Below are 14411 nucleotides of genomic sequence, written 5' to 3' on the forward strand. Positions count from 1 at the left end.
AAATCCCAAAAGTCATGATAGCACCAATAGAACATTCAGAAATAAAAATAGAACCCAATTCCAGCATTCCTAAATACATTCAGGTAGCAAACAGTCTTGCCGAAGAAATTTTGTCTGGAAAAATGGAAAACGGACAGAGACTTCCCTCTATTAATGAGCTGAGCAAAGCAAATTCAATCTCACGCGATACGGCAGAGAAAGCCTATAAGGAATTAAGAGATAGAAATTTGGCTTTTTCTGTGCTGGGCGTTGGCAATTTTGCTTCTATTAGTGATGAAAAATCCAAAAATGTCCTCTTTCTCATCAACAAACCGTGTTCTTATAAAATGGAAGTCTACGATTCTTTTGTAACTGCAATGGGAAGCAATGTTCATGTCGATATGCATCTTTATTATAATGACGAACAGCTTTTTATTGAAGTCCTCAAAAAAAACATTCACAATTACAACTATTTTGTCATTATGCCTCATTTTCGAAATGCTACAGAAGGTCACGTGAATTATACTCCTAACGTCATTAATTTTATCGAAAATATTCCGAAAGAAAAACTGGTGATATTAGACAATTCCTGTGAAGAGATTACTGGTGATTTTACAGCAGTTTATCAAGATTTTAAATCGGATATATTCAATGCTTTGCGAGAAGGTTTGGAAAAACTAAAAAAATACGAAAAAATAATTTTTGTTCATCCCGAAAAAGCCGCTTTTCCCGCTCCAGGGTCGTTGGTTGATGGCTTTTTAGAGTTCTGTCGCCTTTATAATTTTGAATATGAAATTGCGCCTAAGGTCTATGACAATTTGGAGTTTAAAAATAAAGAAGTTTATATTACGATTGAAGATAACGATCTGGTAAATCTGATTCAGCAGATCAAGCAAAAGAAACTTAAAACAGGAAAAGATGTAGGCGTCATTTCCTACAATGAAACACCGCTCAAAGCGCTTCTGGACATAACGGTTATGAGCACCGATTTTAAAGCGATGGGACAAAAGGCAGGCGATTTGATCCTGAACAGAAAAAAAGAAATTTCAAAAAACCCGTTTCGTTACATCGAACGCAATTCCCTTTAATACGGAATGTAAATATTAAAGACAGCTCCCCTCATAGGTTCGCCTGTGGCGCTGATATGCCCGTTGTGGTTTTCTACAATCTTTTTCACAATGGCAAGGCCGATTCCGGTGCCTTCATAAATGTCTTTTCCGTGTAATTTCTGAAATACGCCGAATATTTTTTCACTATGCTCCGGCTCAAAACCAATCCCGTTATCACCAAAACTAATATGGCAGTAATCGTGTTGCGGTGACAATTTTTCGATTTGAACAGTATTTCGTGCTATAAATTTGCTTCTAATTTCGATTTGCAGCGGTTCTTCTTTTTTTGAAAATTTAATGGAATTGTGAATCAGATTCTCCATAAGCTGCACAAACTGAAACGGAATTATATTGGCTTTATCATGAAAATCGGTTATAATGACTGCATTTTTTTCTGATAAATTCTCCTGCAACGCTAATTTAACATCTGCGATTACAGTGTTTAAATCGGTTTTTTTGAACTTACGATCAACAATCGTAGTTCGTGAAAAAGTCAGAAGACTGTTGATAAGTTCACGCATTCTGTTGGTTGAGTACAGAATTCTATCAAATTTCTGTTTTCCATCATCCGATAAATTTGGATAATCATTATGCAGAATAAGATTTACAAAAGTCTGAATTTTTCGTAACGGTTCCTGTAAATCATGACTTGAAATATAGGTAAATGCATCGAGTTCCTGATTTTTCTTTTTCAGTTCCTCCGCATGTTTTTCTATTGCTTCGTATTGAGCAGAAAGCTTGCTGTTGGCTTTTAAGATTATTTCGTTAAGTGCTTTTGTTTCTTCTTCCTTAATTCGCAATTCTCTGTTTTTTCTAAACAATTCTGTAAAAACCATCACTTTTGCCTGCAGAATTTCTGGAGACAACGGTTTGATCATATAATCGACCGCGCCAGACTGATAACCTTTGAAAATATATTCAGACGCATTCATATTTGCAGTCAGGAAAATAATTGGTACATGTTTGAGTTTATCGCTCTGGCGAATCAGTTCGGCGGTCTCGAAACCATCCATCAAAGGCATTTGAACATCCATGAGTATAATAGCAAAATCCTGATCTTTCAAAAGAATCCGCAAAGCAGCCTTACCAGATGTTGCTTCAACAAACTGATAACCACGGTCAGCCAAAATGACTTGCAAAGAAAGTAGGTTTTCTTTCTTATCATCAACTATTAAGATTTTTATAGCATTATCAACCATTATACTTTCAATTGAATAAAATTAATTACTAAGTCTGTTATTGTAATTTTTGTATCGGAAACATCTTTCTTTTGGGGCGTAAAAAGAGATTTCCGATCCTTATTTTTTTGATTTTAAAACTTCATATAAATTTACATTATTTAAGCCAAACACGCATTAGAGAAGACAATTGTTCTACATTTACCGGTTTTGTCATATAATCAGATGCTCCCGATTCGATGCAACGCTGTCTGTCGCCTTTCATTGCTTTTGCCGTTACGGCAATAATTGTCAGATCTTTATGTCTTTCTTCTTTTCTGATGCGTTTCATCGTTTCGTAACCATCCATTTCTGGCATCATGATATCCATCAAAACAATATCAATCGATTCGTCTTGGTTTAAGATATCGATTGCCTCTTGACCGCTTTCTGCGCTTATCACTTCCAGATTATAGCGTTCCAAAGCTGTGGTTAACGCAAATAGATTACGAACATCATCATCAACAAGCAATACTTTTTTTCCAGACAAAACATCTTCCTTCAAATAAAAAGACTCGATTTTTTTGCGCATTTCCAAAGGCAGTTCTTTGTGGACACGATGCATGAACAAGGCTGTCTGATCAATCAACTCGTCCATAGAAACTGCACTTTTAGTAATAATGCTGTGAGCAAAACGGTTTAAACGCAATTTTTGCTTTTTTGTCAAATCTCCTGCCGAATGCACAATGATTGCGGTTTCCTGACCTGCAATATTATTTTCTAAATCTGTAATCAAATCAAGACCATCGGCATCTGGAAGCACTAAATCTAAAATAATGCAATCAAACGATTTTTCTCGTAAAAGAGTTACCGCTTCTGCTGCTGTCTTGGCGCTGAATACGGTAATATCGTCTCCGCTGACTGCGCTTACTATTCTTTCTAATTCCTGCGGATTATCATCTACAACTAAAAGATTCTTTACTTTTTTATTCTTGAAATCATGAATATCATTAAAAAGGTACGAAAGTGAATCGTTTTTTACAGGTTTTAGGAAAAAATTTCTAGCGCCGCGTTTAAGCCCTTTGTTTCTTTCGTCTTCACCAGAAATAATATAAACCGGAATATGGCGCAGATTGAAATCGGTTTTAAGTCTGTCCAGAATTTTCCAGCCGCTAGTGTCCGGCATATTCAAATCCATTGTAATGGCGTGCGGATTAAATTGGTTGATAAAATCAATCACATCATTTCCTTTAGTGGTCACAATCGCTTTGATACCGTTTACATGTGCCTGTTCGAGCATTATTTTAGCAAAAGTCAGATTGTCCTCGGCAATGAGCAGCACTTTGTCTTCTGGTTTGATGTCGGTTCTATCGTCTCCCACCTCGTCAACAAAAAACAAATCGATATCCGATCTATTGAATTTCTCTGACGGAAGAGATTTAATTCGTCCTTTAACATCCTGTTCTTCTGTCACATCGATATTTGCGATTTCAGAGATATCGACATATTGCAATGGCAAGAAAAGCGTAAACTTACTTCCTACATTGGTATCGCTTTCTAATTCGATGCTTCCTCCAAGCAAATCTGAAAGTCCGCGGCTGATGGAAAGCCCTAATCCTGTTCCTCCATATTTACGGCTCGTAGAACCTTCTGCTTGCTGGAACGCCTCGAAAATAATATTTTGTTTTTCTTTTGAAATACCAATTCCGGTATCTGAAATTTCGAATGCTACTACTGCTTCAGCATTTTCTAGGCTGAGATTGTTAATTTTCCAGTTGTTATTGGCTTTATATATTTTGAGCTGTACTTCTCCTTTCTCGGTAAATTTGAATGAATTTGAAAGCAGGTTTTTTAAAATCTGATTCAATCGCTGCGAATCGGTTTCCATCATTTCAGGAAGCTCTTCATCCATTTCAATTTTAAAGCGCAGGTGTTTTGCGGCCGCAATCGGATTGAAAGTAGATTCTACGAAACGGCTGATTTCTACAAAACTAATCGGATTGTAATCTACTGAAATGTAACCCGACTCGATTTTTGATAGATCCAAAATATCATTAATGAGCTGAATAAGGTCATCGCCGCAAGAATTGATTGTTTTTGCAAACTGAATTTGTTTTTCGGATAAATTTCCGTCGCGATTGGCAATCAGTTCGTTTGCTAAAATCTGTAAACTGTTCAGCGGTGTTCGAAGTTCGTGCGACATATTTGCCAAAAACTCCGATTTATATTTAGAAGTCAGCGTCAGCTGATCGGCTTTTTCTTCCAATGCTTTTCTCGCAACCTCAACTTCTTGGTTTTTAAGCTCTACTTCTTCTTTTTGGTTTGCCAATAAGATTGCTTTTTCTTCTAGTTCTTCGTTGGTATTTTTGAGTACTTCCTGCTGGCTTTTGAGCTCATTTGCCAAAGACTGTGACTGAACCAACAATTCTTCAGTTCTCGAATTCGATTCAATCGTATTCAGTACAATTCCGATACTTTCTGTCAATCCTTCAAGGAAATCCAAATGCGTTTGACTGAAAGTGTCAAGTGAAGCCAGCTCAATGACTGCCTTTAATCGTCCTTCAAAAAGAACCGGTAGAATAATAACGTCTTTAGGTTTGGCATCTCCCAGACCAGAATTAATCCTGATGTAATCTTTAGGGACATTGCTTAAAATAATCCTTTCTTTTTCAACCGCTACCTGACCAATAAGTCCTTCTCCCATTGCATATTGCGTAGGAGAGTTTTTTCTTTTGATATACGCATAAGAAGCAATCAGATTCAGTTTTGAATCCATAAAATCCTCATCTTCCTGAAGGATGTAAAACAATCCGTGTTGGGCTGTAACCACCGTTGCCAGCTCTGAAAGGATTTTTTTGGTAACCGAATTTAATTCTTTCTGTCCTTGAAGCATTTGGGTGAATTTTGCCAGATTCGATTTCAGCCAATCCTGCTCCTGATTACGCAACGTTGTTGCTTTCAAGTTCGAAATCATTTGGTTGATGGTATCTTTCAACGCTTCTACCTCACCTTTCGCCTCAACTCCAATGGTTCGTGTTAAATCCCCTTGAGTTACTGCAGAAGCCACCTCAGAAATCGCACGTACCTGAGTTGTCAGATTCGCCGCAAGCTGGTTTACGTTTTCAGTTAAATTTTTCCACGTTCCCGATGCTCCTGGTACATTTGCCTGACCGCCCAGTTTCCCTTCTGCTCCCACCTCACGCGCCACCGTCGTTACTTGATCCGAGAATGTGGCCAGCGTATCAATCATTTCGTTTATCGTATCTGTAAGCTGTGCTACCTCTCCTTTAGCATCAATCGATAATTTTTGTTTTAGGTTTCCTTTCGCTACAGAAGTTACGACCTTAGCGATTCCACGTACCTGACCTGTTAAGTTAGAAGCCATTACGTTTACCGAATCGGTCAAGTCTTTCCAAGTTCCCGCCACACCTTTTACTTCAGACTGTCCTCCCAGTTTTCCTTCTGTACCTACCTCACGTGCCACACGTGTTACCTCTGACGAAAATGAGTTCAACTGTTCCACCATGGTATTAAAGGTGTTTTTCAAATCCAGGATTTCTCCTTTAACATCTACGGTAATTTGTTTAGAAAGGTCACCGTTTGCTACGGCTTTGGTTACTTCGGCAATATTTCGCACCTGACCTGTAAGATTCGATGCCATCTGGTTTACAGAATCAGTCAAATCTTTCCACGTTCCAGCAACTCCGGGAACAAAAGCTTGTCCTCCCAATTTACCATCCGTTCCTACCTCACGCGCCACACGAGTCACCTCTGAAGCGAAGGCTCTAAGCTGATCCACCATTGTATTAACGGTTTCTTTTAATTGCAGAATCTCTCCACGAACGTCGGCTGTAATTTTTTTGGACATATCTCCGTTGGCTACGGCAATCGTTACTTCGGCGATATTACGTACCTGAGTCGTTAAGTTTCCGGCCATTTGATTTACCGAATCGGTCAAATCTTTCCATGTTCCCGCAACTCCCGGTACGTTGGCCTGTCCTCCCAGCTTTCCTTCGGTTCCTACCTCACGTGCCACACGAGTCACCTCAGAAGCAAACTCCCGAAGCTGATCTACCATCGTATTTAAGGTTTCTTTTAATTGAAGAATCTCGCCACGAACATCTACCGTAATTTTTCGTGACATATCTCCGTTGGCAACCGCAATTGCCACATCGGCGATATTACGAACTTGTGCAGTAAGATTTCCTGCCATCTGATTTACAGAGTCGGTCAAATCTTTCCACGTTCCCGCTACTCCCGGTACGTTTGCCTGACCTCCCAGTTTTCCTTCGGTACCCACCTCACGAGATACACGCGTTACCTCAGAAGCAAAGCCTCGAAGCTGGTCTACCATGGTATTGATGGTATTTTTAAGTTCTAAGATTTCTCCTTTTACGTCTACTGTAATCTGGAGCGAAAGATCGCCTTTTGCCACCGCGGTAGTTACTTCAGCAATATTACGAACCTGACCCGTTAAGTTTGATGCCATTTGGTTTACCGAATCGGTCAAATCTTTCCACGTTCCTCCTACTCCTTCTACCTGAGCCTGACCTCCGAGTTTTCCTTCCGTTCCTACCTCACGTGCCACACGAGTTACCTCAGAAGCAAATGAGTTCAGCTGGCCCACCATGGTGTTGATGGTATTTTTTAATTCGAGGATTTCTCCTTTGGTATCAACAGTAATTTGTCTAGACAAATCGCCTTTTGCCACCGCAGTAGTTACTTCGGCAATGTTACGCACCTGACCTGTTAAATTTGATGCCATCTGATTTACAGAATCGGTCAAATCTTTCCACGTTCCGCCGACACCTTTTACTTTGGCTTGACCTCCAAGCTTTCCTTCAGTTCCTACCTCTAACGCCACACGGGTCACCTCAGAAGAAAATGAATTCAGCTGATCCACCATCGTATTGATGGTTTTCTTTAGTTCCAAAATTTCTCCTTCGGCAACGGCCGTAATTTTTTTAGATAAATCTCCATTTGCAACGGCAGTGGTTACCTCTGCAATGTTACGCACCTGACCCGTAAGATTTGATGCCATTTGATTAACCGAATCGGTCAAATCTTTCCAAGTCCCTCCAACACCTTTTACTTTGGCTTGTCCGCCCAGCTTTCCTTCAGAACCTACCTCGCGCGCTACACGCGTCACCTCGGCACCAAAAGAGTTCAGCTGATCCACCATGGTGTTGATGGTATTTTTAAGTTCCAGAATTTCTCCCGCAACGTTTACCGTAATTTTTTTAGAAAGGTCGCCTTTTGCCACAGCCGTTGTTACTTCGGCAATATTACGTACCTGACCCGTAAGATTAGATGCCATCTGGTTTACAGAATCGGTCAAGTCTTTCCATACACCGCCAACACCTCGCACTCTGGCTTGTCCTCCCAGTTTTCCTTCTGACCCTACTTCTACTGCCACACGGGTAACCTCAGAAGAAAAAGAGTTCAGCTGATCCACCATCGTGTTGATGGTATTTTTTAATTCTAAAATTTCTCCCTTAACGTCAACGGTGATTTTTTTGGACAAATCTCCTTTTGCTACGGCCGTTGTTACATCGGCAATGTTACGCACCTGACCCGTTAAGTTAGACGCCATCTGATTTACAGAATCGGTCAAATCTTTCCATGTTCCTCCTACTCCTTTTACTTGTGCTTGTCCGCCAAGTTTCCCTTCAGTTCCTACCTCACGCGCCACACGGGTAACCTCAGAAGAAAAAGAGTTCAGCTGATCCACCATGGTGTTGATGGTATTTTTTAATTCTAAAATTTCTCCCTTAACGTCAACGGTGATTTTTTTGGATAAATCTCCTTTTGCTACGGCAGTTGTTACATCTGCAATATTTCGCACCTGACCCGTTAAGTTAGATGCCATTTTATTTACGGAGTCTGTCAAATCTTTCCACACGCCACCAACACCTCTTACTTTGGCCTGACCACCGAGTTTTCCTTCCGTTCCTACCTCTCGCGCCACACGGGTCACCTCCATCGAAAATAAATTCAGCTGTTTTACCATTCCGTTTACCTCTTTGGCGATTCTGAGAAACTCTCCCTGAAGCGGATTTCCCTCAATAGATAGAGGCATTTCCTGAGATAAATTTCCTTTTGCCACAGAAGTGATTACGTGTGCAATTTCTATAGTTGGGTGTACAAGGTCTGAAATCAATGTATTGACAGAATCAACACAAGAACTCCATGATCCTCTTGCGCCATCTAGAGCTACTCTGTTGGTCAACTTTCCTTGTTTTCCGATACTTTTCCCAACTTTTTGGAATTCAAAAACCATACGTTCATTAAGGTCAATGATTTCATTCAAGGTATCGCAAATTGATCTTTTTATACCATTCTGATCCGTTGGGAACCGTTGTGTAAAGTTTCCATTTTTAACTTTTAGCAGTATTTTCAAAAACTCTGCGTCAGTCAAAATAGATTCTTCAGCATCAGCTTTTTTAGATTTTGATTTTGAAGATTTTTCTGCCGTAACTATCGGAAACGCGACAACAGCCTCGTCTCTCTTGCTATTTTCTTTACTTTTTTTCATATTCCCAATTCTTTATCGAATAGTTAAAAAAATCTGATCATTAATTTGTTAGATACTTTCGTCAAGAAGTATTTTTCTCAAATGAAACTGCACAAAAGCGTCCATCGAATCCAGCCTTTTTGTGTTTTCTGTATAGTTCAAAGGCTTGATAATATAGCCTGAGATACCCAGTTCTTCGGCTTCGGCTCTATCTCTTCCTTCAGAAGAAGTAGTCATGATGAAGACTTTCAAATCTTTTAGTTTTTCGTCTTCCCGAATGACTTGCAGAAATTCTATTCCGTTCATTCTTGGCATGTTAATATCTAATAAGATAACATCTGGAACCAGGCCGATACTTTCATCCCTTAAAATTCGCAGTGCTTCAATACCGTTATAAGCTGTATAAAGCATATACTCGCTTTCTATTTTCTTTAAAGACCTTTCGACACTAATAATGTCCAATTCATCGTCTTCTATCAGTAAGATTGTTGGTTTTTTCATAATTAGTTATTTCTCCATGTAAAAATAAATTCACTGCCCTTGCCTACCTCCGATTTGACAATGATTTTTTCGTCCTGATCGTCAATAATTTTTTTAACAATTGCGAGTCCCACACCAGTACTTTCCTGTTCGTCTTGTTCTCTGAGTGTCTGAAATATTTCAAATATTTTCTGATGGTATTCTACCGCAATTCCGATTCCGTTGTCCTTTACCGAAAACTCATAATAGGAACTTCTTTTCCTGCAGGTAATCTCGATTGTTGCATCTTCCTGAGGCGTGTACTTTACTGCATTACTGATCAAATTGGCAAACACTTGTTCTAGTTTGATTTGTTCGGTGTATAAATTGGGCAGATTTCCTATTTCTAATTTAAAATTTCTCGGAACAATAGAATCGGCGATTTCATGAACCAGCGCATTGGTATCAATATGTTCAGAAGGCACCTTTCTATTTAATCTGGCATAGTCGAGCAGACCGTTAATCAGGGCTTCCATTCGTCGAGTTTTTTGGGGAATAATTCTCAGATATCTTTTAAGATCTGGAGACAATTCTTTTTCATGATCTTCATGAATCCAGCTTACAACATTATGAATTCCGCGTATAGGCGCCTTGAGGTCATGCGAAACCACATAAGCAAACTTGTTGAGTTCGTCATTTCGATTTCTGAGCTCATGAATATTTTTGTCCAATTTACTCGACATGCTGTTGAGCGAAACCGTTAATGCGGTCAATTCATCATTTCTTGTATCTTTTACCTTAGTAAAATTTCCTTTTGCGATATTTTCTGCCAGCTTTACCATCGAAGTAATTCTTCTATTGATGATGAACATAATAAAAACAGTACTTAAAATTCCGACTATAACAGTAAGCGTCAGAAAGATAAGCGAAAATGTCCGAGCGTACTTTAACGAAGTAAGCAACGTATCGGTATGATGTTTCCTGCGTCTATATTCTATGCGATCAAATCTTGAAAACTTATCTGAAATCTCATCGTTGATTTTCTTTCCGACATGTTTTTTTAACGAATTCTCAAAGAGATTCTCATAAGATTTTGGTGCTTCTTTTCTGGCCTTTATCATTTCTGTCGAATAAAGCAGCCAATTATTGTGAAGGGTGCTAATCGAATCTAAAATGGAGCGCTGCCTATTATTGTTTCCAATTCGACGACGTTGTTCTTTGATAAGAAGCGGCACATAACTAAGACCTTTAAAATACGAGGTCAGAAAAGTGCGGTCGTCTGTTAGCAGATAACCGCGAAAAGCGCTCTGCATATCAATAATCGCTTTATGGGTTTTATTAGAATTACGTATAATTTCTTCTGATCTTGCCAAAAACTTCGAGTTACGATGCACCTTGTTAGACAGCATATAATTGGTATATGAGTCGGCAACAGACAGCAAAATTATCAAAGTAAATGCTGCAAGTATTTGAGTAGATAATTTCATTTACTTAAACTAAATATCTGTTTCATAGTGCTTGACCTTATTTAACAATCCTTTAAAAAGCTTTTTTAAAGATTTATGAATTCTAAACTAAGAATCTGTAACAATACTATTTAACCTGCAAAAGCATATCGGCTTAAGATTTTCTTTAAGTCATTAAAATTATTTGGTTTTGAAATAAACTCATGAGCACCGTATGACTTGGCTTCACGAATAATATCATCCAGCTGCGAAGTCGAAAAAATAATAACTGGAATTTCTTTAAGATTTTCTTCTTTTTTTATTTCTGTCAAAAACTCCAGTCCGGACATGATCGGCATATTTAAATCCAGAAAAATTACATCGGGGTGTATCTCTTTTTCAATCAATTGGCGAAGTGCTTCAACAGGATTACAGATAGAAGTATAAGATGCTGTCGAAACCTCTTCTAAGGCTTCCATAAACAATTCACAATCATCAAAATCGTCGTCGATCTGCAATATATTAGTGTAAGTCATGGTATTATTTTTTATGTTTTTAGGTATATGTTTTTATGATTCAACTAGTTGTTGCAACCAATCCTCTTTTAAAATAATCTTTTGACTTTATAAGTAAACAGACCAGCGTACATTCTTTAATTCTTATTATCCAATAAAATTTTGAATTTTAAATGAATAATCTACCAAAAGAATTTGCATTTTTTATAATAAACCGAACAGATTGTGTTAAAAGACAATACTAAAGCCACTTAACTATGCAGCAGTTTTAGAACATGTCCTGCTACAGTGCAGGAACAAATATTATGTTTTTGTATTTCTAAGCTCTTATATAATAATCGCCAAAACTTATAAAATTCACACATTTCGAATCGAAATTCTGAAACTTGGATTTAATCCAAAAGAAAAGGATGGGCATTATATTTTGCTCATCCTTATCCATTTAACTAATTTAACCAACGTATCTAAAAATAAAACTCTTTAATCTGGATTTGCTAGAATTCTATACAATGCCGCATTTGAGATATAGAATTGATTTTCTATACTAATTTGCGACAATTTTGCACTTACCAGATTGTTCTCCCGCGAATTGATAAGAAATATTGAACTTTCTCCAAATGAGAATAATTTTTCTTCAGAATTAAGCATCATTGTATAATCATTTACAAGTTCGTCAATTACTGATTTTTGTTTTCTCAGAGACGTAATTTCCGTTTGTTGCGCCTTGATCTTATTTTTTAATTCTAAACGTTGTTGTCCTATATCGAATTTTAAATCCTGAATTTTAATTTTAGCCATTTTTAAGCTTCCACGTTCTTTTCTTAAAAAAATCGGAAAACTGAAATCTATATTGAACTTATAATCATCTGCATTGAAGGTATCAAAATAAGACGGTTCTGAAATATAATTGTAGCCCACGTTGATTTTTGGAAGCAGCGCATTTGCCTTGAGCTGTCGGTTGACTTCGAGAATAGAAAGTTTGCTTTCTAAAGCCTGCATTTTTGGATGCGTATCTAAAGACTCCACATTTACCATCATGGTATCTGTTTTGAGTGTTTCTTCTACAGTCTGAATTAAATCTTGTTCTGGCCTAACCATATCATCAAGCTCGACCGGCACATTCTCAATCCATAAATAATTAGACAAATTCAGTTTTGCTTTTGCTAGTTTCAGATTAGCATTTTCTACATTAAGTTCTCTGTTTCGTACTGTGATTTTGGCTTCAACACTATCTATAGATGGCGAATCTCCCAATTCAATAAGCTTTTTAACGCCCTGGAAACGAGTGCTCGCAAAGCCAAGATATCTTTTGTATAATTCGGCTTCATTATAACTTTTACGCCATTCAAAATAGGCTTCACTGGCTTTGTACAGAACTTCAATAGCTCTAAGCTTACGTTCAGCATCGCTTAGTCTCAATTGCAGTTTTCCTTCTCTTACGTCTGCCATTCGCTGGTTTATAAACATGCCTTGTCCTAAAGCAACGCTGATTCCTAGAGAAGTCAATCCTGCTTCTGGAGTACGATTCTGCGGATTATAGTATTGCCCGTCTGTATCATCAAATCCTGCCTTTATTTCGACTCCGTACCAAGTCGGAATTTTAAAACTGCTGTTCAGGATTGAATAATATTCTGTTCCTTTAAATTCTTTTTTATTGTAATCGACTTCAATTTTAGGATCAAATCCGCCACGGGCTGTCATGAGTTTAGCTTGAGCACTACTAACTTCAAGATCAGCCTGTTTTACTAGCGGATGATATTTTTTGACATAACCGAGGAACTCGCTAAAGCTTAATTCTTCTTTATTGAAATCCTGACTATGCAATTGAAAAAAACCAAACAAGAATAAAAAAGAAAATATTTTTATACTGTTTCTCATTTTACTTTTTCTCCTTTCCTTTTGTTTCCTTTTCGCCTGAATTATAGTAGTTTGGCGGAAAACCGTTCAGATTTCGCCATATTTCGTACCATACCGGAACCGTTTCCAGCAATGCAATACTCTGTGCTCCTGCACCAATACTCAATTCTTTCGGCCATTTATGATCTTTTCCATCTGGTGAAACCAAAATTCTGTATTTGCCATTGGCGCTTATAAAGTTTTCTATAGCCACTACGCGGCCTCCAAAAGTTCCGTAAGACAATCCCGGCCAGCCCGAAAATACAATTCTCGGCCATCCGTCAAACCAAACGCGCACTTTTGCGCCACGGTGTACTAGCGGCAAATCTATCGGATCTACAAAAGTCTCTACAGCAATATCATAACTTGCTGGCATAATGCTAATAATTGGTGTCCCTTCTTTGATTGTTTCTCCAAGACCCGCCAACAAGGCACGGTTTACATAACCGCTCTGAGGTGCTGTAATATAATACAAACCGCTTCTTAACCTATAATTGGTATATTGGTTCTGCAGCTTGTTTACCTGTGCTTCGGTATCATACTGCGTGCTTAGTGCAGTAAACTTGTCGCTTCTTGATTTCGAAATTTTCTCAGAATATTCAGCCGTAATTCGGTTTACCTCGACTTTAGCATTAATTAATTCGTTTTTGCTGCTTAAGAGTTTGTTTTGCTGCGTAATAATATATGCTTCAGATTCTTGCAGTTTTAATCTTTTCTGCTCCACATCTGTAAGCGGTTTCAAACCTTCTTTATTTAATGCCGTAGAACGATCAAACTGCGTTTTGGCAATTCTCAACTGCGTTTTAACAGCCTCAAGATCCATACTGTCGCTTTTTATCTTAAGCTGCGCCTGTCTGATTTTGTTTTGGGCCTGTTGCAGTTTTAACTCTCTTTCAGCATTTAAAGACTGTGCCTGAACATCAAGAGAGCTTACTTTGTCTCCATAAGATTCTAGCGCCATCTTTTTTGCTTCTACCTGATCTTTGGTATTTCCAACCAAATTAGGATCAAGGTAATCTTCTTTTACCTCAGAAATAAAAAGAATCGTATCTCCTTTTTTTACATAATCTCCCTCCTGAACATACCATTTCTCGATACGTCCTGCAATCGCGTTATGAACAGTCTGAGGTCTTTGATCTGGCTTTAAAGTCGTAACAGAACCGCTGCCCGAAATATTTTGTGTCCAAGGCAGAAAAAGGCAGGCAGCACAAAAAATCAAAAATACGACAATAACTCTGTTTAAAATTTTATAATGAGGTCTTCGGGCAACGCTGGTTATAGAAGCGTATTTTCCCGGCGTTATCAATACATGATTATCTTTTGATATATTGAGCATG

Annotated in this window: 8 protein-coding genes; 1 reads left to right on the forward strand and 7 read right to left on the reverse strand. The window is 38.2% G+C overall.

The genetic code is table 11. The annotated features are described in order from the left end of the window. Positions 1-14: 14 nt before the first annotated feature. Positions 15-1067, forward strand: coding sequence for a GntR family transcriptional regulator (locus E0W73_RS06405; protein ID WP_135221255.1), 1053 nt, complete (start codon positions 15-17; stop codon positions 1065-1067). Here the strand turns inward: E0W73_RS06405 and E0W73_RS06410 are convergent. From E0W73_RS06410 to E0W73_RS06440, 7 genes are all read right to left on the reverse strand, one after another. Continuing rightward, positions 1064-2287, reverse strand: coding sequence for a sensor histidine kinase (locus E0W73_RS06410; protein WP_135221256.1), 1224 nt, complete (start codon positions 2285-2287; stop codon positions 1064-1066). The two genes, E0W73_RS06405 and E0W73_RS06410, sit on opposite strands and share 4 nt — an antisense overlap. Before the next feature lie 136 nt (positions 2288-2423). Continuing rightward, complete coding sequence (locus tag E0W73_RS06415) at positions 2424-8780, reverse strand: HAMP domain-containing protein (protein WP_135221257.1); 6357 nt, start codon at positions 8778-8780, stop codon at positions 2424-2426. Between the two features lie 48 nt (positions 8781-8828). Next, the gene (locus E0W73_RS06420; RefSeq protein WP_135221258.1) at positions 8829-9260 is read right to left on the reverse strand and encodes a response regulator; all 432 of its coding nucleotides are present in this window, start codon (positions 9258-9260) and stop codon (positions 8829-8831) included. Positions 9261-9262: 2 nt separating this feature from the next. Beyond that, positions 9263-10705: an ATP-binding protein gene (locus tag E0W73_RS06425; RefSeq protein WP_135221259.1), complete on the reverse strand. Its 1443-nt coding sequence runs from the start codon at positions 10703-10705 to the stop codon at positions 9263-9265. Between the two features lie 110 nt (positions 10706-10815). Beyond that, on the reverse strand, positions 10816-11199 hold the full coding sequence (locus tag E0W73_RS06430) for a response regulator (RefSeq protein ID WP_135221260.1): 384 nt from the start codon (positions 11197-11199) through the stop codon (positions 10816-10818). Positions 11200-11658: 459 nt separating this feature from the next. Then, positions 11659-13056 carry a TolC family protein gene (locus tag E0W73_RS06435; protein WP_135221261.1) on the reverse strand — a complete coding sequence of 466 codons (1398 nt, stop codon included), beginning with the start codon at positions 13054-13056 and terminating at the stop codon, positions 11659-11661. 1 nt (position 13057) lies between these two features. Further along, entirely contained in the window at positions 13058-14410 is a 1353-nt protein-coding gene (locus tag E0W73_RS06440; protein ID WP_135221262.1) for an HlyD family secretion protein, read from the reverse strand. Position 14411: the final 1 nt, after the last annotated feature.

Origin of the sequence: Flavobacterium foetidum, assembly GCF_004634245.1 — a bacterium.
GTDB lineage: Bacteria > Bacteroidota > Bacteroidia > Flavobacteriales > Flavobacteriaceae > Flavobacterium > Flavobacterium foetidum.

Excerpts from the sequence above, each read along its gene's own strand:
- E0W73_RS06405 (WP_135221255.1), top strand. The coding sequence starts at position 15 with ATGATAGCACCAATAGAACATTCAGAAATAAAAATAGAACCCAATTCC.
- E0W73_RS06410 (WP_135221256.1), bottom strand. The coding sequence starts at position 2,287 with ATGGTTGATAATGCTATAAAAATCTTAATAGTTGATGATAAGAAAGAA.
- E0W73_RS06415 (WP_135221257.1), bottom strand. The coding sequence starts at position 8,780 with ATGAAAAAAAGTAAAGAAAATAGCAAGAGAGACGAGGCTGTTGTCGCG.
- E0W73_RS06420 (WP_135221258.1), bottom strand. The coding sequence starts at position 9,260 with ATGAAAAAACCAACAATCTTACTGATAGAAGACGATGAATTGGACATT.
- E0W73_RS06425 (WP_135221259.1), bottom strand. The coding sequence starts at position 10,705 with ATGAAATTATCTACTCAAATACTTGCAGCATTTACTTTGATAATTTTG.
- E0W73_RS06430 (WP_135221260.1), bottom strand. The coding sequence starts at position 11,199 with ATGACTTACACTAATATATTGCAGATCGACGACGATTTTGATGATTGT.
- E0W73_RS06435 (WP_135221261.1), bottom strand. The coding sequence starts at position 13,056 with ATGAGAAACAGTATAAAAATATTTTCTTTTTTATTCTTGTTTGGTTTT.
- E0W73_RS06440 (WP_135221262.1), bottom strand. The coding sequence starts at position 14,410 with ATGCTCAATATATCAAAAGATAATCATGTATTGATAACGCCGGGAAAA.